Genomic DNA, 21,288 nt, shown 5'->3' on the forward strand with positions numbered 1-21,288 from the left:
ATAAAGGGGCCGCAATACTAAATGAATAAAAACGAAATTATCCAGATACAGGGAATGGAATATAAAGAAATGACAAAACAGCTTTTGAACAAATGTGCCTTAGCTACGCTCATTCCTTCGAAGGTCAGTCTCATCGGTATTAAGCCAAATCTGGTAGCACCTGTCCCGGCGGAGTTTGGAGGGACGACACATCCGGAGGTGGTTGCGGGGATCATCGAATATCTTCAGGAAAACGGATTTACTAACCTTCAAATCATGGAAGGTTCCTGGGTCGGGGATAAGACAGAGGAATCGTTTGAGGTCTGTGGATACCGTATGCTTTCGGAACAGTACGGCGTTCCGCTTATCGATGCGCAGAAGGAAAAAAGCATGCCGGTGCAGTGTGGTGATATGGAACTTCAGATTTGCGAATGTGCGAAAAAGGTGGATTTTATGATCAATGTCCCGGTCATGAAAGGCCATTGCCAGACTAAAATTACCTGCGCACTGAAAAATATGAAAGGTCTCTTGCCGAATAAAGAAAAACGTCATTTTCATGCCATGGGACTTCATCGGCCAATTGCGCATCTGGGGCTGGGGATTCATCAGGATTTTATTTTGGTGGATAATATCTGCGGAGACCTTGACTTTGAGGATGGCGGTAATCCGTTTATTATGAATCGCCTTTTCGCTGGGTTAGATCCGGTGTTGATCGATGCATATGTCTGCGCGGAACTGCATTATAAGCCAGAAGATGTCCCGTATGTCAAAATGGCAGAAGAGTTGGGCGTGGGCAGCGCTGATCTCACACGGCTTTCAATCCGCCAAATTGGCGAAATTGGTGAAAAAAGAGTGATTCCGGAAAAACGGAAGATCGTGGAACTGCAGGATGCCGTAGAGGAAGTTGAGTCCTGCAGTGCCTGCTACGGCTATCTGATCCCGGCGCTCGACCGGCTGAAGGAGGAAGGACTGCTGCAGGAACTCCACGAAAAAATCTGCATCGGGCAGGGATACCGGGGAAAGAGCGGGGCGCTTGGTGTGGGAAGTTGTACTTCAGGGTTTAAATACAATCTGAAAGGCTGCCCACCGACCGATGAGCAGATGTATGAATTTTTGAAGCAGTACATTGCAACTAGACGAAAAACAGAAGCAGAAAAATAGCAACAGAGGAGAGAGCGAATGAAAAAAGCAGTCAAAGCCATTTTAAATGTATTGTCCTACGGCGGAATTGAAGTAGAATCCGCCCGTCGGCTTGCCGATATCAAGAAGCTGGATCCGATTCGTATTTTTCTGCGAAAATTGGATATGGAAATATATAATGGGGACTACAAGGTTCCGATTCGGCTGTTCTTCCCGGATGAAAAAATGGAGGAGCATGGTGCAAAAGAAGCGATTCTGTTCTTCCATGGCGGCGGCTGGACAACCGAGAGTGTGGAGACATACGACCGTGTCTGCGCGCGCATGGCGCAGTCGACGGGGCAGATTGTTGTATCGGTAGAATACCGTCTTGCACCGGAGCATCGTTTCCCGACAGGCTTAGAAGACTGCTACGCCGCCGCCCAGGCAATGCTGCGCGGGGAGATTCTGCCGGAGGTAACGCCGGAAAATGTCACGATCATGGGCGACAGCGCAGGAGGAAATCTTGCGGCTGCGGTCTGCCTGATGGCGAGGGACAAAAAAGAACTGCTGCCGGGGAAACAGATTTTGATTTATCCGGCGGTAAATTCCTGTTACACAGAGAAATCACCGTACAAATCCGTGAAAACCAATGGAACCGGATACCTTCTGACCAGTGTCAAAATGGAAGATTATGTAATTCTGTATCAGCGGACCGAAGAAGACCGCAAAAATCCGTACTTTGCACCGGTACTGGCAGAAAATCTGCAGGGACTGCCGGACACGCTGGTACTGACGGCGCAGTACGATCCGCTGCGTGATGAGGGCGAGGATTATGCGAAAAAGCTGAAAAGGGCTGGCAATCTGGTTGAACATCATCGGATCAAGGGCGCATTGCACGGCTATTTTGCGCTTGGCATTGAACACCTATATGTGCAGGAAAGTTTTCAGTATATGAATGCATTTTTAAGGAAAGAAAAACAGCAGAAAAATGCAGACGAAGAACTGGAAAACATAGCAGCAGTGAAGAAACAATTGACACACGGGAAGGCGTAAGGAGGCATAGAAAATGAAGAAAGAACATTCTTCGCGCTGGAGAAAGCTGGACAACGCGGCACAGGCATTTCCGGCGGCCACCGGAAAAAAGGATACGAGAGTCTTCCGGTTTTACTGCCAGCTGAAAGAGGACATCCAGGCGGATCTGCTGCAGAAAGCGCTGGAGCAGACAATGGAGCATTACCCGGTGTTTTCCATGGTACTGCGGAAAGGTCTTTTCTGGTTTTATCTGGAGCAGCGCGATCTGCCAGCAAAAGTAGAAGAGGAAAAGCGTCCGCCGTGCAGTGAGATTTACGTACCCGACCACAAAACGCTTCTTTTCCAGGTTTCTTACTATAAAACCCGAATCAATTTCGAAGTATTCCATGCCCTGACAGACGGCACCGGTGCGATGCTGTTTCTGAAAGAACTGGTGAGCAATTATCTGATCTTGTGTCATCCCGAGGAAATCTTTTCAAAGGTCAGCGAAGACATGCTGACAGAGACAGATTTCGAGGAGGACAGCTTTTCACAGTATTACACCGGAAAGAAAAATGAAAAAGAAAAAAGCCGCCCGGCATACCAGATCAAAGGCGAGTATCTGGAGCAGGAGGAGATGGAAATTACTGAGATTCTGCTTTCCGCGGAAGCAGTTCATAAGTGCGCAAAAGCACATGGCGTGTCGGTGACGGCGTACCTTGCGGCGGCGCTGGTATATGCGGTATATGAAGAAATCCCGAAAAGCAGGCTGAAAAAGCCGGTTTCTCTGATGGTTCCAGCCAATCTCCGCAACTTTTTCCCATCCGCATCGATGACGAATTTCTGGAGCTGGATCGAGATTGCCTGTGATCTTGGGCCGGAGGCATCGTTTGAGGATGCCCTGCAGATCACGGGAGCCGCGATGCAGAAAGAGGCGCTGAAGCAGGAGATTTCCACACGTATGAACGATCTGGTGCGGATTGAGCGGAATCCGGTGCTGCGCGCCGTGCCGCTGGAAATCAAAAATCTGGCGCTGATGGCGGGCACGACGCTCGGCGGACGAAGCATTACGACCGTCTATTCCAATATCGGCCGGATTCAGATGCCGCCGGAGTATGAAACATATATTGAGCGGTTCGGATTTTTCACCAGCACCGACAAAGTACAGATGTGTTCCTGTTCCTACGGTGACAGCATGGTGCTTGGAATCACATCTAAAATCGCTGATTCCAATATTGAACGGAACCTGATGCATCTGCTGCAGAAAGAGGGCATCGCCTGTGAACAGGAGGAAAATGATTTTCCGGGACAGAAAGAACAGCCGCACGGGACGGCCAAACTGGGATTGAAAATTTTTTCTTTCACCTGCATCGCGGCTGTCGTACTCTGCTGGATGATGAATTTCCTTGCAACGCCGCAGATGTGGTGGGCAGGTTATGCGACAGCGGGTGTGTTCTGCGCCTGGCTTCTGATCCGGGTGGGATATCAGAAACGGAAAAATCCACTCAAAAACAGTATGTGGCAATTGATCTTTATTATGATCGGTGCGATTCTGTGGGATTATGCGACGGGCTGGATCGGCTGGTCTGTCGATTTCGCAATTCCGCTCGCCGTTCTTATGAATGGCGCGACGATGCAGATTCTGGCAAGAGCGTACAAAATGGAGGTCAGTGAATATCTTTTTTATCTGATGCAGTCCGGAGCAGCAGGAATCGTTCCGGCGATTTTGTGGTTGACGGGAACTGTCCGCATTACCTGGCCGTCCGTGATCTGCGTGGGCCTTAGTGTGCTGTATCTGATCGGGCTGTTTTTTTTCCGCGGAAAAGATTTTATGCGGGAAATGCAGAAAAAATTCCGGGTATGAAGGGAAAAGGTGATAGAAAAAATAAGAAGAGCAGGTAAGAAAAGTGGATGTTGGTCCCTTTTCTTACCTGCTCTTTTGAAACTTGTGTGTGTCTGCGGCGGAAAAGCCTGGAGAGATATCTACTGCGCCTTCTCCTCACAGCCGCAGGAATCCCACGACGGCATTTCATCCCCATTTTTAATCGCATCGCGAACCGCGCTGTAATACCGCACTTTCTGCTGAATATGTTCGAGATCAGATTCCATGCGCTCGATTTTCTCGCGTGTATTCTGCTCATGTTCCTTGAGAATGGCAACCATCTGGTCAATATTTCCCGGGATATCGTTCTCAAGCCGGAAAAACTCCTGAATCCCCGCAATCGGAAGCCCGGTGCGTTTGAAGCAGAGAATTGCGGTCATGCAGTCAATGTGCTGCTGGGTGTAAATTCGTTTCTTACTTTCGGTATGAATGACATCCGTCAAAAGTCCGATCTCCTCATAATAACGAAGCGTAGAGGCCGGAAGTCCAAAACGCTCGGACATTTCACGAATGGTGTAGGTCTGCTGTTCCATGGAAAAACCTCCTTGAACGATAGAGTTTGAATAGTAGAATAACTTCTTAAAGTATACTTTAAGAAAGTGAAATTGTAAAGAGAGAATCTTCGTTACGTTTCACTTGGCAGTGCAGCACTTGCTGTTTTGATGCGTAGGAAAGGAATATTTATCAGAAAGTGAGAAGAAAAAGTACATTGCTTATTTGCACCAGAATGGAATATAATAGAAAGCAGAAAAAACGTGAAAAATGTGAGGAATCATCGTGAAACAGGAAATTATAGCAGACCTGTCCCGGATTACGGAGGAGGAACAGGCGATTCTGGACGGCAAGACGGAAGTGGAAAAGGAGCGGTATTCGAGCGGGCAGAAGTTTGTGATGGATGCGGGAAAGCTGCTGGAGCGGGGAAAATTGATTGATATTCGGCCGCACACGCGGTTTATTCGTTTTCCGGCGCACAGCCACAATTATGTCGAGATGATCTACATGTGCCAGGGAAGCACCGTGCACACCATCAACGGGGACCGGATCGAGCTGAAAACGGGTGAGCTGCTGATTCTGAATCAGAATGCAGTGCAGGAAATTGAACCGGCAGGGCGTGACGATATCGCGGTCAACTTTCTGATTCTGCCGGAGTTTTTTGACCAGACGCTGCGAATGATCGGGGCAGAGGAGAATCAGTTAAAGGATTTTATCGTCGGCTGTCTGAAAAGCGGGGAGGTACCGCTCTGTTATCTGCATTACAGAATCGCGGATGTCCTTCCGGTGCAGAATCTGATCGAAAATCTCGTCTGGACGCTCTTACATCACCAGAGCAATAAGCGGAGCATCAATCAGATTACGATGGGCCTTTTATTTCTGCAACTCATGAACTACACCGAACGCGTGCAGGTGGGAGAGCAGTATTTTGAACAGGAGATGCTGCTCGGCGTATACCGCTATATCGAGGAACATTACCGGGAGGGCAGCCTTTCGGAACTGGCGGAAGAACTGCACTACGATTTTTACACCTTAAGCCGCATGATCCGCCGCCTGACCGGGAAAAACTACACCGAACTCGTTCAGAACAAACGCCTGACCCAGGCCGCGTATCTGTTGGAAACGACGGGACTTTCCGTGGCAGACATCGGCGAGCGGGTCGGGTATGAGAACATGAGTTATTTCCATCGGATTTTCAAAGAGCGCTATGGAATATCGCCGAAGAAGTACCGGGTGGAGAAGAAAATACAATAGGACAAGAAAAACGGATCGAGTATCTGACTTTAAAATCAGATGTTCGATCCGTTTTTTGCGTGTAAATCGTATCAATTACTTACTGTTCATTTTCATCCTTCGGCAGCCGCACGATCCGTACCTTGTCGACTCTCCGGTCTGCCATTTTCAGTACGGTTACGTCGAGGCCATCCGAGACGAAATGATCGCCTTCCTTTGGCACGCGCTCGAGGATCCCCATGATCCATCCGCTGACCGTAAAGACGTCAAATTCTTTGTCAATATCGAGCTCTTCATACACCTTGTCGATGCTTGCCGTTCCGGTCACGAGGTATTCGTTTTCGGAAACTTTCTGGATTTCCTGTACAACCGCATCATGCTCATCCCAGATTTCGCCGACGAGCTCTTCGAGGATATCTTCCATGGTGATGATACCGTCGGTGCCGCCGAATTCATCAATGATAATGGCAATATGCGATTTCTTCGCCTGCATTTTTTTCAGCAGCGGGCCGACCTTCGTATTCTCGGTTACAAAGAGCGCCGGGCGGATGATGCTGCTTAGCGGTTTGTTGGTGTGGTAAATGTGGTTGTGGAAATCCTTCTGATACACAATTCCCACAATGTGGTCGATATCATCATCATACACCGGCAGCCGGGAAAATCCGGTGTCGGAGAAAGTCTTAGCGATCTCGGATTTCGTCGCATCGAGCGGAATGCCGATGACGTTGACACGCGGAGTAAAGATCTCTGCGGCCTCCATCTCCATGAAGCCGATTGCATTCTGAATCAGATCGCCTTCCTGATCGTCGATGTCGCCCTCCTGGGTCGCCTCCTCGACGATGGTCATCAGTTCCTCATCGGTGATGCCGTGGTTTTCCGAGGATTTGAAGATGCGGGAGAGCAGCTTCTTCCACTGGGAAAAGAAAAACGTCACCGGGGTCAGCACGATCATCAGAATGTGGAGAAACGGTGCGGAAAATTTGGCGATCGTCTCCGGGGATTCTTTTGCAATGCTTTTCGGGGAAACTTCGCCGAAGATCAGGACCACGATAGTGGTTACGATCGTGGAAACCGTCGCACCGGAGTCGCCGCCGAGAATCTTGATAAAAAGCACCGTGGCAAGGGAGCTGAGTCCGATGTTGACGATGTTGTTGCCGACGAGAATCGTGGAGAGCAGCTTGTCAAAGTTCTCCAGCAGCTTTAACACCAGTTCCGCCCGCTTGTCGCCTTTTTCTGCCATATTTTTCATGCGGATGCGGTTCAGCGAGGTGAAAGAAGTCTCCGTCGCCGAAAAGTAGGCTGAGAGCATGACGCAGATAAGAATGATGATGAGTGACACAATGTCGCTGTTCATTTGTTTTTCCTTTCTTAGGAAACCGGGACACGATGCAAAAAATGTACAAAAAGACATAACCTATCTTGAATCTGGCGGAATCAAAGATAGATTATGTCTCCGTTTATCAAATGATGAAAATAAAGCATCGTCGAGGCATACTGCCTGAGTCGTCCATGTTTCTGTAATCCTTTCGTTGATCAGTAATCCCTTTTATTGTACGGTATGTGGGAATAATTGTCAATAAGACATGCGAAAATCACAGGAAATACGAAACCGCATTGTTGTAGCTGATATTTTCCACCATCTCTTTCAGAAACTCCAGGTTCGCCGGGTACTCCCCGTTTTCCACCCAGTTTCCGATTTGATTGCAGAGAATCCGGCGGAAATATTCGTGGCGCGGGAAGGAGAGGAAGCTGCGGGAGTCGGTCAGCATGCCGATGAAGGTGGAGAGCATGCCGATGCTGGAAAGCGTCGCAAGCTGGGATTCCATGCCGTATTTGTGATCGTTGAACCACCATGCGGTACCGAACTGCACTTTCGAGCGGATGCCAGGCGCAGCAAAGTTTCCAGCCATGCTTGCAAGCATCGGGTTGTCGCCCGGGTTCAGAGAGTAGAGCACAGTTTTCGGCAGTGCGTCGTCCTCGTCCATATCGTTTAAGAAAGCGCCGAGCATCGGGGCAAAGGCGAAATCGTTCATGCTGTCAAAGCCGGTATCGGCACCGAGCGCACGGAACATCCGCTTCGAGTTGTTACGGAGTGCTTTGATATGAAGCTGCATGGCGATATTGTGCTTATGATACAGCCGTCCGAGGTTCGTCAGAAGGAAGCCCTTGTACATGCCGAGCTCTTTTTCAGTGAGAGCACCGCCGTTCATGCGATTTTCAAATACATCATTCGCCTCAGCAGCCGTGCATGGCACATAGAAGCAGTCCTCAAGGCTGTGGTCGCTGACAACGCAGCCGGCGGAGAGGAAGAAGTCGAGGCGGCAGGAGAGGGCATGCACCATATCCTCTGCGGATGCAATCGTCCTGCCGGCGGCAGCGGCAAGCTTTTCCACGTATTCCGGGAAATCCGGCTTTTCGAGATGAACGGCGCGGTCCGGGCGGAAGGACGGCAGAACGCGGCAGGCAAAGTATTCCTTTTGTAATGCCAGATGGCAGTGCAGATCATCTGCAGGATCGTCGGTGGTGCACAGATGCGACACATGCTGGTTCAGAATCAGATTGCGCACGGTAAACTCCTTCGTCTGCAGTTTTGCATTCGCCTCATCCCAGATCTCCTTCGCTGTTGCGCGGGAGAGCGGTGTCGTGATGCCGAAGTACCGCTGCAGCTCCAGATGTGTCCAGTGGTATAAAGGATTGCCGATCGCGTTCTCAATCGTCTCGGCAAACGCCAGATATTTGTCGTAATCATCGGCGTTTCCAGTGATCAGATCCTCCGAAAAGCCCATCGCACGCATGGCACGCCATTTATAATGATCCCCGCCGAGCCAGACGCGTGTCAGATTCTCCATCTGGCGGTCTTCGAGAATCTCCTGTGGATTCAGATGGTTGTGATAGTCAAAAATGGGCATTTTTTCAGCCGCCTCGTGGTACAGTGTTTTCGCCGTATCGGTCTGCAGCAGAAAGTCAGCGTCCATAAAAGGTTTCATATGGAAATACCTCCCCTTTAGAATTGAGCGGTCAGAGCAGCAAGCGTATCTGCCACAGCGCCAGGTCCCTGAAGCATCGAGACAAAAGCATCCAGTACACGGTCAGAAAGTCCGGCGAAAATCAGATCCACACCGAAAATCGAAGCATCGGAGAGCAGCGGAGCCAGAGTTTTGGAAAGGGTCTCGCGGTCAGCCGGTGCGCCGAGTTTCAGATCCTGCACATACGGGCGGACCGTGGCAAGCAGCGGATCCGGGCTCAGATCAAATGCATCGCCGTTGTCATCCACGCCCATCAGATACCGCAGCCATCCCGCAAATACAGCCGGAATTGCCTGAAGATCCGAGAGTGACAGCTCCGGAGAAGCAAGATACGATTTGATCGTCTCACCGAACCGGATCGACAGCTTCTGTGACGTATCGGTTGCAATTCGCTGCGGCGTATCCGGCATAAACGGATTCGGGATGCGGATGTTCAGCACTTCATCGATAAACTGCTTCGGAGAGAGAATACCAGGATCGGTGACAACCGGAAGTCCTTCGATATATCCGATGCGCTCCACGAGCTTTTTCAGTACCGGATTTTTCATCTCCTCACTGATTAGTTCATAGTCCAGCAGGCAGCCGAACACAGCGAGTGCGGTGTGTAGCGGGTTCAGGCAGGTGCAGACCTTCATGCGCTCTGTTTTGTTGACAGTTTCCCGGTCGGTAAAGATCCATCCGCTCTTTTCCACCGGCGGCCGTCCGTTCGGGAAATGATCTTCGACTACGAGGTACTGGCATTCCTCTGCATTGACGAACGGAGCAACGTAGGTGTGGCGGGAGGTGACGATCGACTGTGCATCAGCGAGGCCGTTCTCCTCGAGTATCTTTTCGATGGAACCATCCGGCCGCGGGGTGATCTTGTCGATCATGGTCCACGGGAAGCTGACTTTTTCCGGGTTCTGCAGATAGGAGAGGAAGCCTGGCTGTACCAGCTTGTTTTCTTCCCATGCAGAAGCGTAGGCTGTCAGGGCAAGGGAAAGTTTTTCGCCATTGTGGGAGCAGTTGTCGGTGCTGACCATCGCAAACGGTTTTTCGCCTGCAAGAAATCTTTCATATAAAAGAGAAGCAACTTTTCCCATATAGCTGGTAACGGAAGAAGGTCCGGCAGCAAAATCGGCAGCAACAGACGGCAGCAGTTCGCCCGCACCGTTTTTCAGGGAATATCCCTTTTCGGTGATCGTAAACGTCGCCATCTGCAGGGAATCCTTGGTAAAGATTTCTTTTAACCGGGCAAAATCCGGAGAATCCGCCGTATCGGCAGCCAGCGATTCTGCGATGCTTCCAACAACGGTTTTCTCGACAGAACCATCGGCTTTTAAGGTCACCAGAATGCTTAAATTATCGTGCGGCTGGTACATATCACGGATGATTTCTGTATCGAAGCCCTCCGCAACGATGACACCGCGGTCAAAGGTACCGTTGTTCAGCAGTTCCTGTGCTGTATTTGCCTGGAAGGCACGGAAAATATTTCCGGCTCCGAAATGCACCCAGCACGGAGATTCTTTCGTGCGGGTGATCATTGCTTCGCGGTCATAGGATGGAAGCGCATAGCCTGCGGCTTCCCACGCTTTTTGATCTGCCAGTCCGGCAGCTGTTAAGTTAAGAGACATCAGTAAAAACCTCCTTTAAATTCCACGTTTGTGACTCTTGTCAATAGCTTCCCAGAGTCCGTTTAAATAAGTCGCGCCGAGTGCGCGGTCATACAGTCCATAGCCCGGCATTGCCTTCTCGCCCCAGATCATACGTCCGTGGTCCGGGCGGATCGGGCCGTCAAAGCCGATGTCGTACAGCGCTTTCATGATCTCATATATATCGAAGCTGCCGTCAGAGGAAAGGTGTGCGGCCTCCTCGAAATCCTGCTGGCTGTGGAATTTCAGATTGCGGACGTGAGCGAAGTGGATGCGGCCCTTTAAGGAACGGATCATATCCGGCAGATCGTTCTCCAGGTTCGTTCCGTAGGAGCCAGAGCAGAAGGTCACGCCGTTGTGCGGGTCATCGACCATCTTCATCATGCGCAGAATGTTTTCTCTATTAATGATGATTCTCGGAAGACCGAAGACACTCCATGCCGGGTCGTCCGGGTGAATGGCCATTTTGATGTCGTACTCGTTGCAGACCGGCATGATGCGTTCGAGGAAGTATTTGAGGTTGGCAAACAGTTTCTCATCATCCACATCGCGGTAAGCGTCAAAGAGCTCTTTCACTTTTGCCATGCGCTCCGGCTCCCAGCCGGGAAGAATTGCGCCGTTTGCATCACCTGCGATAGATTCAAACATTTTTTCCGGAACAAGTGCGTCTACGGCGGACTGTTTGTAGGCAAGTACGGTCGAGCCGTCCGGACGGACGCGTGCGAGTTCTGTTCTGGTCCAGTCGAAGACCGGCATGAAGTTATAGCAGACAAGGTGAATGTCTTCCTTGCCGAGGTGCTTTAACGTTTCAATATAATTATCGATGTACTGCTCACGGTCCGGGCTGCCGATTTTGATGGCGTCGTGGATGTTGACGCTCTCGATGCCGGAGATGTGAAGTCCAGAGGCCTCAACCTCTTCTTTTAACGCGTGAATCGCTTCGCGTGTCCACACCTCGCCCGGGGTAGTGTCGTACAGAGTTGTGATGACTCCGGTTACGCCCGGAATCTGGCGGATCTGCTCTAAGGTAACGGTATCAAATTTGGAACCATACCAGCGAAATGTCATTTCCATAAGAAAAACTCTCCTTTATTTTGTAATGTACTCTCGGAATCTTTCTGCACTTGCCTTTGCAGCTGGCGGAAATCATCTCACAAAAACAAGCACAGAAAGATTCCGAGAGTACATTGTATTTTGCAAGTGGTGTTCTTTGCTTTTTATTGTATCGTTTCTTAAGAAAAAAGCCATGGCAAGAATTGTTGAGCACATTGCAAAAGTTGCGGCGGTTGGCCGGGAAAAAGCAAAATCAGCCTACAGGTGTGATAAGTAATATCTTTCTGGTATGACTAACCAATAGGAAAAACCTATAATCGATTCATCGAAATAACAATTACCAAAAGGCGTTTTAGGGGTTGCACATAGAAAAAATATGCATTATAATATGCCATGTAATCGAGAAACACATTAAACATATCGACTTAGTAGGAAAGGAGAACAGCAAATGAAAAAAACAGACAACAGACGAATGCAGGAGAACAGAATGATGGAGATGTGTTGTTGCTGTTGCTGCAGCTCCAATCAGAATAAAGAAAAATAAGAAACATTCGCAGGCAGAAAAAGCATAGCAGAAATTGCATGTGCGGGCAGGCCGGAACGAATGCCTGCTATTTTTTTAACCTTTTTTAAAAGAAATGCGAATGAACAACATAAGAATAGATAATAAACAGACATAGAAAACGGAGGACAAAAACATGAGCGGATGCGGATGCAGCTTCACCCCAGTTGAAAATAAAGAAACCGAAGAAATCAAATACACAGATGCACTGGCAGAACAGTTTGCAGCAGAAGTCGGAGTAGACCCAAGACCAAATGAAACCCTTGTAGAGATCGATGAGCGCGGCGCTTTCATCCGTCAGCCAAATGCATTTATCCAGCCATTCGGCGATAAAGAAGGCGGCCTGAAAGCAGAAGCAAACCGCTTCGGGATCTACTGGGCAACCGGATGCAACTGGTCCAACCGTCCGATCATCGTGCGGGAGCTTTTAGGACTGCAGGATGTGATCTCGGAGACGAGAGTTTCTCCATCCGGCGAGACAAACCGTTACGGACATGCATTCGGACAGTATCCGGATTTCAAGGATCCGGCGACAGGCGCTTACTTCTTAAGTGAGTTCTATAAAAGAGCAAACCCGGACTTCAAAGGAAGAGCAACGACACCGACCCTGGTGGATGTCAAAGAGAAAAAGGCTGTGAACAACGATTATCACCGCCTTACGAACTATCTCGAAGTGCAGTTCCGTCCATTCCAGCCAAAAGATGCGCCGGACCTGTACCCGAAAAAATTCCGGAAAGAGATCGATGAGTTTAACGACTGGCTCTTCCCGCATATCAACAACGGCCATTACCGCATGGCATTCTGCCAGTCACCGGAAGCATACGATGAGGCATACGAAGATTTCTATGAATCCCTCGATAAGCTGGACAAACGGCTGGAGACGAACCGTTTCCTGTTCGGCGACTACATCACCGACAGCGATGTCCGCGCTTACGTCACTCTGATCCGTTGGGATGTCAGCTACTTCCACAACGTAGGACCGGTGAAGAAACCGATTCGTGATTACAAAAATATCTGGGGCTACTTAAAAGAGCTGTATGCGATCCCGGCCTTCCGTCACGGAAGCGATCCGCAGGTGCTGGCACTTTCGAGACCTGGAAAGAAATTAGGCGAGGTTCTCTTCCGCGGATACAACGAACGAATCCTTGCAAAAGTAGATTTCGAGAAGCTGATGGCAGACGATGGATCGAGAAGAACACTCAGCAAAACACCGGATGAAGTATTCCTTCGCCATCCGGAGGGAGAGACCTACGAGGATTACGCAGGAGAAATCTCAAAAACCATCTGGAACAGCCCGAAATGGGAAGACAGAAACCCGAAGAACGGCGTACTTTCCGTGGATGCATCGATTAATCCGCTGAAAGGACTTTTATAAAGAGATAAGACAGAAGAATCCGGAGCGCTCTGGTAGAACACTCTCAGGCAGCCGGGGTGCGGCCGGAACTGAAAAGAACGAGAAAATGAGGAGGATTTTATTATGAAAAAGACAAAGAAATTCTGGGCAGTATTGGCAGCGGCTGGCCTTTTGGCAGCAAGTTTTGCAGGATGTGGAAGCAATGCATCAGCAAATGCAGGAAGCAGCAGCGGTTCCGCAGCATCATCTTCCGCAGAAGGCAGCTCCGCATCGGATTCCGGTGAGAAAAAAGTGATCAAAGCTGTAACAAGCGGCACACTGGCACCGTACTTTTACGTAAATGATGACAACGAGCTGACCGGTGTCGATATCGATATCGTAAAAGAAGTGTTCAACCGCCTTCCGCAGTATGAACTGAAAATTGAGCAGGCAGATGCACTGCAGGGTGTGCTAAGCGGTCAGTACGACATCGCAGTCAACAACTATGGATATACCGATGAGAGAGCAGAATCCTACTACTTCTCTTTACCATATAAAACCAGCTTCAACGAATACATTCAGAGAACCGGCGATGAGCCGCTGACTTCTCTTACCGATCTGGCAGACCGCGGATACAAAATTGAGCTGAGTGCAGGAAGCCTTACCGCAAATGCACTGGAAAAATGGAATACAGACAACCCGGATCACCAGATCAATATCGTATATTCCAATGCAAACTTCCAGGTCCGCTACCAGCACATCGTAGATGGAACCGCTGATGTGGCAATCGACGACGGACCGATCATCGACAACCTGCTTCCGCAGTTCGGACTGGAAGGTCAGCTGGAAGCAAACGAGATCGACGAGGAGACCGAAGATTTCCTGTTCCCGCAGAACAATACCTACTTCCTGTTTGGAAAGAACGAAGAGGGCGCAGCACTCCGCGAGGATGTTGACAAAGCCTTAAAAGAGATGAAAGGAGACGGAACTCTTTCCAAGATCACAACCGAGTATCTCGGCGTGGACACCAGCCCGGACGAGAAATACTTTGATGAGACACCAAACTAGAATATCGTTTTCGAAATAAGAACAGAAGAGATTACAAAACAGACGGGAAGCGGATCGAGAACATCCGTTTCCCGATTCTAAAAGGAGCGAAAAACATGGCAGAAATTTACCGGGTAGAAAAGGGAAGCGAAGAGTGGAAATACAAAGCATATGATTACGTCAGAACCGATGCGTTCTGCTTGGGACAGAACATTCCGATTGAACTGGAATTCGGACAGGACGAGAGCAAAGATGATCTGCAGGCGATTCTGCTGACAGAAGATCACAAGCCGGTAGCCGGCTGCCGCATCGCATTTCCGGCGGAAAAGACAGGAAAAATCGAGCGTGTCTGTGTTGTCAGAGAAAAACAGAAAAGCGGATACGGCCGCGTACTGATCGAAGCCGCTGAGAAATGGCTGAAAGAATACGGTGTCGATCACATCGTCATCACGAGCCAGGACCGCGCCGCAGGCTTTTATGAGAAATTAGGCTACAAACTGAATCCGGACGCTGACCTGTCGGTATACGACCACCATGCACTGAAGAAAGACGAAGAGCCGAAAAAGCCGAAGAAAAATCTTGGCTTTACCTGTGTACTGGTAGAAAAATACGTGTAAGAGAGGACAAAAATCATGGGAAAATTATTTGACGTTTCACTGGTATTTTCATCCATACCAGAATTGCTGACAAAGCTGCCGATCACGCTGGAACTGGCCGTGGTTTCTATGCTGATCGGACTGGGACTGGGACTTGTGATGGCGATCATCAAAATGAAAAAAATCAGAGTGCTGACGCAGATTACGAATCTTCTGATTTCACTGCTCCGCGGCACGCCGGTCATCGTACAGCTGTACGTTGCGTTCTTTGGTATTCCCATGATGTTCAAGGCAATCAACCAGCAGTTCGGAACGAATCTGGCGGTTGCCAATATTTCCGGTTTCGTCTATGCGATGATCGCTCTGGGACTGAACCAGTCGGGCTTTATGGCTGAGATTATCCGTTCGGCTCTGCAGTCCGTTGACCCGGGCCAGATCGAAGCAGCACATGCACTCGGCATGACGTATCCGCAGACACTGCGCCGCATCATTCTGCCGGAGGCCTTTGAGGTTGCGCTTCCGACCCTTGGAAACTCTTTTATCAGTATCATCAAAGGAACGTCTCTTGCTTTTACCTGCGCCGTTGTCGAGATTACCGCACAGGGCCAGATTATTGGAGGAAGAACGTATCGCTACTTTGAAGTTTACGTTTCACTGGCCATCATTTACTGGCTGGTAACGCTGGTGATCGAGCAGATCATCCGCGTAATTGAAAATAAAATCCGGATTCCGGACCAGGTAGAGCTGGCGTCCGCAAACGGGGAGGGTAAGAAAAATGATAAAAATTGATCATTTATCAAAAAAATATAACGACAACGTGGTGCTCGACGACATCAGCCTCGAGATCAAACAGGGCGATGTTGTGGGAATCATCGGTCCTTCCGGAACCGGAAAATCAACGCTTCTGCGCTGCGTCAACCGCCTTGAGACACCGGAGAAGGGAACGGTGACGATCGGGGACAAGGTGATCGGCCTTTCCGAGCGGAAACCGAAAGAGCTTCTGTATTTAAGACAGAACACAGGAATGGTGTTTCAGCGGTTCAATCTGTTTGAGAAGAAAACCGCACTGGAAAATGTGATGGAAGGCCTGATTGTTGTCAAGAAGATGAAAAAAGACGAGGCCAGAGCCATTGCATTAGAAGAACTGAAACTGGTCGGCATGGAGAAATGGGCAAACCATTATCCGAAACATATGTCCGGCGGACAGCAGCAGAGGGTGGCGCTCGCAAGAGCCCTCGCCATGAAACCGCAGATTCTGCTGCTCGACGAGCCGACTTCAGCCCTTGACCCGGAGCTGGTTGGAGAGGTTCTGGATGTTATTAAAAAAGTTGCGGCACAGGGATATACAATGCTTCTGGTTTCCCATGAGATGAACTTTATCCGCCATGTGTCGAACCGTGTGATCTTCCTTGATAAAGGACACGTAGTAGAAGACGGAACACCGAAAGAAGTATTCGAGCATCCGCAGAATCAGAGAACACGGGAGTTCTTCAGCAAGATGCATATTATGGCGCAGCCTGAGTATGTTATTTAAATTGAGCAGTGCCGGAATGCAGTGAAGCAGGAAATTTTGTGCTCGCACGAAATTTTCTGTTTTGCTGTATTCTGATAGGGCGAAAGCCCGAAGCCCAGGGAAGCGAAGCTTTTCTGGGCCGCACTGCGGACACAGCCAAAGAGTAGGAGAAAATATTATGATAGATGAGAAAAGAATTGCTGATTTTTTTGCGGAGCTGGTATCTATCGATTCGCCGTCCTTAGAGGAGCGCGAGATGGCGGACACCTTAAAAATAAAATTCGCCGAAATCGGGGTTACGCTTACAGAAGATCATACGCAGGAGCAGACCGGCTCCAATGCGGGCAATCTGTTCGCGCGTATTCCGGGCAGCCTTGCAGGAGCCCCGGTTCTCTTTGCGGCCCACATGGACACTGTTGAGCCTGCAAAAGGAAAAAAAGCCGTCTCCCATGAGGATGGAACCGTAACGAGCGACGGCACGACAGTTCTTGGCGCCGACGACCTCGCCGGTGTGACAGTCATCTATGAAGCTGTCCGTCACCTCATCGAGACCAAAACACCGCACCGCCCGATCGAAATCCTGATCTCGACTGGTGAGGAGCTGTACTGCAAAGGCGCAAATGCCTTCGACTACAGCCAGGTGCAGGCAAAAGAAGCATACGTTCTGGATTTAAGCGGCGCGATCGGTGCAGCCGCCTACGCGGCACCGACACTCGTTTCCTTCGCGGCGAAAATCCAGGGAAAAGCCGCCCACGCCGGTTTCCACCCGGAGGACGGCATCAACAGCATCCAGGCGGCCGCCCGCGCAATCGCACAGCTTCCGCAGGGCCACGTGGATGAAAGCACCACTGCCAACATCGGAAAAATCGGCGGCGGCTCCGGTACCAACATCGTTTCGGAAAGCTGCGTGATCGAAGGCGAAATTCGAAGCCTGAACCACGAGACGGCGATGGAGCTTCTGGAAACATATTACAGAACCTTCCAGCAGGAAGCAGAGAAGATTGGTGCGAAGCTGGTCTGGGAAGAAAAGCTGAATATCCATGCGTATGAGACGCCGCTGACAAGCGATGCCGCAAGGCATTACGAGAGCGCCGTTGCAGAAGAAGGCCTGACCGCTGCATTCGAAAAAACTTTCGGCGGCAGCGACAACAACGTCTTTGCACAGCACGGCATCGAAGGGCTTGTCATCGCAACCTCGATGAATCAGGTACACAGCTGCGCCGAGTACACAAAAATCCCGGAAATAGCGCAGGTGGCGCGGATTGTGGCCAATCTTGCCGCACCGCAGGAAGCCTGAACAGATCCCGGACGAAAAAACAGAATACGTAAAAAATCCCCAAAGCCCGTCGGCAGATGTGAAAACGAAAACCGGCGGACTTTTCCTGTTTCCGGCATGGCTTGCCACGCAGAGAAAAATAGTCTATAATAGGGAAAAGCTTCCGGTACATGCCGGAATTTAACACCAGTAGACAAGAAGTCCCCAGCTTCTAAAGCGGTGGGATGAATTATTAAAAGAAACATAACGGCAGTGGCGGGCGGAGAAAAATCGGTATCCTCCACTGACATGAGGCAAGTCACAGTCGAACTATTTTCGGCATGTCAGACTTCGTGAAAATACCGACTGTGAGTTGAAACAAGAATAAAAGAGGAGAAACAATGATACAGACACCAATTCAGAAACTGGAATTTCCAAACGACAGAGGCGTCCGCCTGTACTGCAAGCGGGAGGATCTTCTTCCGTTTTCCTTAGGCGGAAACAAAGTCCGCATCGGACGTGCTTTTTTCCAGGATATGCAGGAGAAAAACAAAGACTGCATGATCATCTACGGAAACAGCAGATCCAACCTCTGCCGCGTGCTGGCCAATCTGTGCTGTGCCGAGAAAATTCCATGCTATATGATCTGTTCTTCCGAAGAAAACGAGGAACAACCGATCGAAACCAACAACAGCCGTCTGATGAAATGGCTCGGAGCCGAAGTCATTCCGTGCAGAAAAACAGAGATTGCACAGACCGTCGAGCAGACGATGAACCGTTTGACAGAAGAGGGATATCACCCATATTATATTTTCGGGGATAAATTCGGAACGGGCAATGAAGGCACACCGGTACAGGCCTACGTGGACGGCTACCGCGAGATTCTTGCGTGGGAGAAAGAACAGAACATTTCTTTTTCTCATATCTTTGCGGCATCCGGAACCGGCTCGACCCAGTGCGGCCTGGTAAGCGGAAAACTGCTCGAGCAGGGAACGGAGCAGATCATCGGCCTTTCGATTTCATCCCGCGAGTACGACCGCGCCACCCGCATTATGGAGAGCGGCATTTCCGATTATTTTGCGAAGAATCATCTCGTGCTGCCGGAAGGATGGGAGAGTGAACTTCATCTGGAAATGGGATACCGCCAGGGCGGATACGGCCAGTACGATGAGCGGATTTTACAGGTGATCCGGGAAGAGTTCTGCCGGAACGGCCTTCCGCTGGATCCGACGTACACCGGAAAGGCATTCTGGGGAATGAAGCAGTACATAGAAGAACATCAGTTACAGGACTGCGATGTGCTTTTTATCCATACCGGAGGCACGCCGCTGTTCTATGACTGCATTCTGAACGATACCGATGGAGGAAAAAAATGAAACTGATTTCAATAGTCATCCCATGCTACAATTCCGAGGCAACGATCCGGAAAGTTGTAGAGATGGTGATGGAAGAATTCAAGAAAATGGACGGATATGACTGCGAATTTGTCCTGGTGAACGACGGTTCCCCGAAAGACAATACGTATGGGGAGATCAAGAAGCTCGGTGAGCAGTATCAGAATGTCAAGGGCATCAACCTGCTGCGCAATTTCGGCCAGCACAATGCGCTGATGGCGGCACTCCACTACACCGAAGGAGATTTTATTCTCGGCATGGACGATGACATGCAGACACATCCGTCCCAGATCAGCAAACTGATCCACAAGATGGAAGAAGGATACGATCTGGTTTACGGCTGCTATCCGAAACGGAAAAATTCGTTCCTGAAAAATGTCACCAGCAAACTGAACGAAGTTTCCTCCCGGATTCTTCTCGGACGGCCAAAAGACATCGTTTCCAGCAATTTCTGGATGATTACCCGCCAGATCAAGGATGAGGTGGTAAAATACGACAGCTTCAATCCCTATATTGACGGCATTTTCTACCGCACGACACACAAAATCGGAAATGTAGAGGTGGAGCATTTCAAACGTGCAGTGGGAACTTCCAACTATACGTTAAAGAAACTGATCAAATTGTGGCTTGCCTACTGGAACTATTCTGTAATTCCGCTTCGCATATCGTCCGTTCTCGGCGGAGTTTCTGCAGCCGGCGGTTTTCTGGCAGCCATCATGATTGCCATCCGAAAGCTCATCAATCCGACCGTGATGGTTGGCTGGTCTTCGACGATCTGCGCCATCGTTGTTTTTTCCGGATTGATTCTGATGGTGCTCGGCATCATCGGAGAATATCTCGGAAAGATGATTCTGATTCTGAACCGCACGCCGCAGTATATTGTGCGGGAAACCATTAACGTATCTGATGAGGAAGAAAAAAAGTGAAAAAAATCATGATTTTAGGTGCCGGTATTTACCAGGTGCCGCTGATCCGGACTGCACGCAGAATGGGTCTTTACACGATCGTAGTGAGTATTCCCGGCGATTATCCGGGGTTTGCACTTGCAGATAAAATTTATGAACTGAATACGCGGGATAAAGAAGCGATTCTTGCGGCGGCGGAAAAAGAACAGATCGACGGAATCTGTACATCGGGAACCGATGTGGCCGTCAGCACAATCGGCTATGTCTGTGAAAAGATGCATCTGTCCGGCATTCCGTATGAGGCGGCGGAAATTCTGACCGATAAGGCAAAGATGAAAGACGCATTCCGGCAGGGCGGCGTTTCCGCGGCAGACGGGATGCGGGTAAGAAGCGCAGAGGAGGCACAAAAAGCCGCAGAACAGCTTGGATACCCGGTTGTCGTAAAACGGGTGGACAGTTCAGGAAGCCGCGGAATTACCGTGGTGGAGCATTCCGGACAGATCGAAGAAGCGTATGAAAATGCGAGAAACGGTTCGGCAAGAGATTATGTGCTGGTTGAAAAATTCCTCCGCGGAACGGAGATCGGCGTGGATGGATTTGCGCAGAACCACAAACTGGTCTTTCTGGCACCGCACACGAAATTTGTATACCGCGGTGCACACACGACCGTTCCGGTCGGCCACGCATTTCCGTATGGATGCAGCGGGGCACTGCGGGAAGAAATTGCCCGCCAGATGCAGCTGGCCGTCACCGCATCCGGTGCCGATCAGTGCTCCGTCAATGCGGATGTCTTTGTGGACGGAGAGAAGGTCTGGATCATTGAAATGGGCGGAAGAACCGGGGCAACCTGCATTCCGGAACTGATTTCAACGTATTACGGATTTGATTTTTATGAGCAGATGATCAAAAGCGCCCTCGGGGAAGAAACGGATTTTCAGCAGACGGAAAGCTGCCCGTGCATGGCAAAACTGCTGCTGAGTCCGGTAAGCGGAACCATCACACAAATCGACCGGGATCAGGTCGAACGTCTGCGTCAGGAAGGGCTGGAGCTTGTCCTGGATTATCCGGAGGGGCATGAAGTTTCTGCCATGGCAGATGGAACTGACCGGATCGGCCATGTGATTGTAAAGACTGACCGGGAAGCGGAACTGGATGAGCAGATGAAGCGGGTGTACCGCTGTATCTGGATTGATGGAAAAAATCTGGAGACAATCTGGGAAGAGAAAACAGCAAAATAAAAAACCCGGAATCTTTTCA

General features: G+C 49.9%; 18 protein-coding genes. 13 read left to right on the forward strand and 5 right to left on the reverse strand.

Annotation, left to right across the window (positions count from 1 at the left end; translation table 11 throughout):
* Nucleotides 1-21: 21 nt before the first annotated feature.
* Genes DW743_RS06950 through DW743_RS06960 form a run of 3 tightly spaced genes read left to right on the forward strand, consistent with a single transcriptional unit; the run spans nt 22 to nt 3,973 of the window.
* A complete protein-coding gene (locus DW743_RS06950) occupies nt 22-1,140 on the forward strand; it encodes a DUF362 domain-containing protein (protein WP_117761066.1) in 1,119 nt (372 codons plus the stop codon).
* Between the two features lie 18 nt (nt 1,141-1,158).
* Nucleotides 1,159-2,151, forward strand: coding sequence for an alpha/beta hydrolase (locus DW743_RS06955; protein WP_117761068.1), 993 nt, complete (start codon nt 1,159-1,161; stop codon nt 2,149-2,151).
* A 13-nt stretch (nt 2,152-2,164) separates the two neighbouring features.
* A complete protein-coding gene (locus DW743_RS06960; protein ID WP_055227317.1) occupies nt 2,165-3,973 on the forward strand; it encodes a DUF6320 domain-containing protein in 1,809 nt (602 codons plus the stop codon).
* A gap of 119 nt (nt 3,974-4,092) precedes the next feature.
* Here the strand turns inward: DW743_RS06960 and DW743_RS06965 are convergent, their stop codons facing one another.
* A complete protein-coding gene (locus DW743_RS06965; protein ID WP_055227315.1) occupies nt 4,093-4,524 on the reverse strand; it encodes a MerR family transcriptional regulator in 432 nt (143 codons plus the stop codon).
* Between the two features lie 244 nt (nt 4,525-4,768).
* Between DW743_RS06965 and DW743_RS06970 the strand changes: the two genes are divergently transcribed.
* Nucleotides 4,769-5,737, forward strand: a complete 969-nt coding sequence (locus DW743_RS06970) for an AraC family transcriptional regulator (protein ID WP_117761070.1) — start codon at nt 4,769-4,771, stop codon at nt 5,735-5,737.
* A 79-nt stretch (nt 5,738-5,816) separates the two neighbouring features.
* Here DW743_RS06970 and DW743_RS06975 read toward each other — a convergent pair whose 3' ends face one another.
* From DW743_RS06975 to uxuA, 4 genes are all read right to left on the reverse strand, one after another.
* Nucleotides 5,817-7,070, reverse strand: a complete 1,254-nt coding sequence (locus DW743_RS06975; RefSeq protein WP_117761072.1) for an HlyC/CorC family transporter — start codon at nt 7,068-7,070, stop codon at nt 5,817-5,819.
* A gap of 238 nt (nt 7,071-7,308) precedes the next feature.
* Nucleotides 7,309-8,703, reverse strand: coding sequence for a glucuronate isomerase (gene uxaC / locus DW743_RS06980; RefSeq protein WP_117761074.1), 1,395 nt, complete (start codon nt 8,701-8,703; stop codon nt 7,309-7,311).
* 17 nt (nt 8,704-8,720) lie between these two features.
* A complete protein-coding gene (locus DW743_RS06985; RefSeq protein ID WP_117761076.1) occupies nt 8,721-10,355 on the reverse strand; it encodes a mannitol dehydrogenase family protein in 1,635 nt (544 codons plus the stop codon).
* Nucleotides 10,356-10,370: 15 nt separating this feature from the next.
* Nucleotides 10,371-11,447, reverse strand: coding sequence for a mannonate dehydratase (gene uxuA / locus DW743_RS06990; protein ID WP_117761078.1), 1,077 nt, complete (start codon nt 11,445-11,447; stop codon nt 10,371-10,373).
* A gap of 677 nt (nt 11,448-12,124) precedes the next feature.
* Between uxuA and DW743_RS07000 the strand changes: the two genes are divergently transcribed.
* The 9 genes from DW743_RS07000 to DW743_RS07045 all read left to right on the forward strand — a co-directional run bounded on the left by DW743_RS07000 (nt 12,125) and on the right by DW743_RS07045 (nt 21,269).
* Nucleotides 12,125-13,363, forward strand: coding sequence for a glutathione S-transferase C-terminal domain-containing protein (locus DW743_RS07000; RefSeq protein ID WP_117761082.1), 1,239 nt, complete (start codon nt 12,125-12,127; stop codon nt 13,361-13,363).
* A gap of 102 nt (nt 13,364-13,465) precedes the next feature.
* Nucleotides 13,466-14,389, forward strand: coding sequence for a transporter substrate-binding domain-containing protein (locus DW743_RS07005; protein ID WP_117761084.1), 924 nt, complete (start codon nt 13,466-13,468; stop codon nt 14,387-14,389).
* A 95-nt stretch (nt 14,390-14,484) separates the two neighbouring features.
* Complete coding sequence (locus DW743_RS07010; RefSeq protein ID WP_117761086.1) at nt 14,485-14,985, forward strand: GNAT family N-acetyltransferase; 501 nt, start codon at nt 14,485-14,487, stop codon at nt 14,983-14,985.
* Nucleotides 14,986-15,000: 15 nt separating this feature from the next.
* Nucleotides 15,001-15,753 carry an amino acid ABC transporter permease gene (locus DW743_RS07015; protein WP_022462083.1) on the forward strand — a complete coding sequence of 251 codons (753 nt, stop codon included), beginning with the start codon at nt 15,001-15,003 and terminating at the stop codon, nt 15,751-15,753.
* A complete protein-coding gene (locus DW743_RS07020) occupies nt 15,740-16,498 on the forward strand; it encodes an amino acid ABC transporter ATP-binding protein (protein ID WP_022462084.1) in 759 nt (252 codons plus the stop codon). The genes DW743_RS07015 and DW743_RS07020 overlap by 14 nt, the downstream gene beginning before the upstream one ends.
* A gap of 157 nt (nt 16,499-16,655) precedes the next feature.
* Nucleotides 16,656-17,774: a M20/M25/M40 family metallo-hydrolase gene (locus DW743_RS07025; RefSeq protein WP_243004555.1), complete on the forward strand. Its 1,119-nt coding sequence runs from the start codon at nt 16,656-16,658 to the stop codon at nt 17,772-17,774.
* 359 nt (nt 17,775-18,133) lie between these two features.
* Complete coding sequence (locus DW743_RS07035; RefSeq protein WP_117761088.1) at nt 18,134-19,108, forward strand: 1-aminocyclopropane-1-carboxylate deaminase/D-cysteine desulfhydrase; 975 nt, start codon at nt 18,134-18,136, stop codon at nt 19,106-19,108.
* Nucleotides 19,105-20,052 carry a glycosyltransferase family 2 protein gene (locus DW743_RS07040; RefSeq protein WP_117509476.1) on the forward strand — a complete coding sequence of 316 codons (948 nt, stop codon included), beginning with the start codon at nt 19,105-19,107 and terminating at the stop codon, nt 20,050-20,052. The genes DW743_RS07035 and DW743_RS07040 overlap by 4 nt, the downstream gene beginning before the upstream one ends.
* Complete coding sequence (locus DW743_RS07045; protein ID WP_117761090.1) at nt 20,049-21,269, forward strand: ATP-binding protein; 1,221 nt, start codon at nt 20,049-20,051, stop codon at nt 21,267-21,269. Before DW743_RS07040 ends, DW743_RS07045 begins: the two co-directional genes overlap by 4 nt.
* Nucleotides 21,270-21,288 lie beyond the last annotated feature (19 nt).

The organism is Blautia sp. AM28-27 (assembly GCF_003480905.1).
GTDB classification, from domain to species: domain Bacteria; phylum Bacillota; class Clostridia; order Lachnospirales; family Lachnospiraceae; genus Fusicatenibacter; species Fusicatenibacter saccharivorans.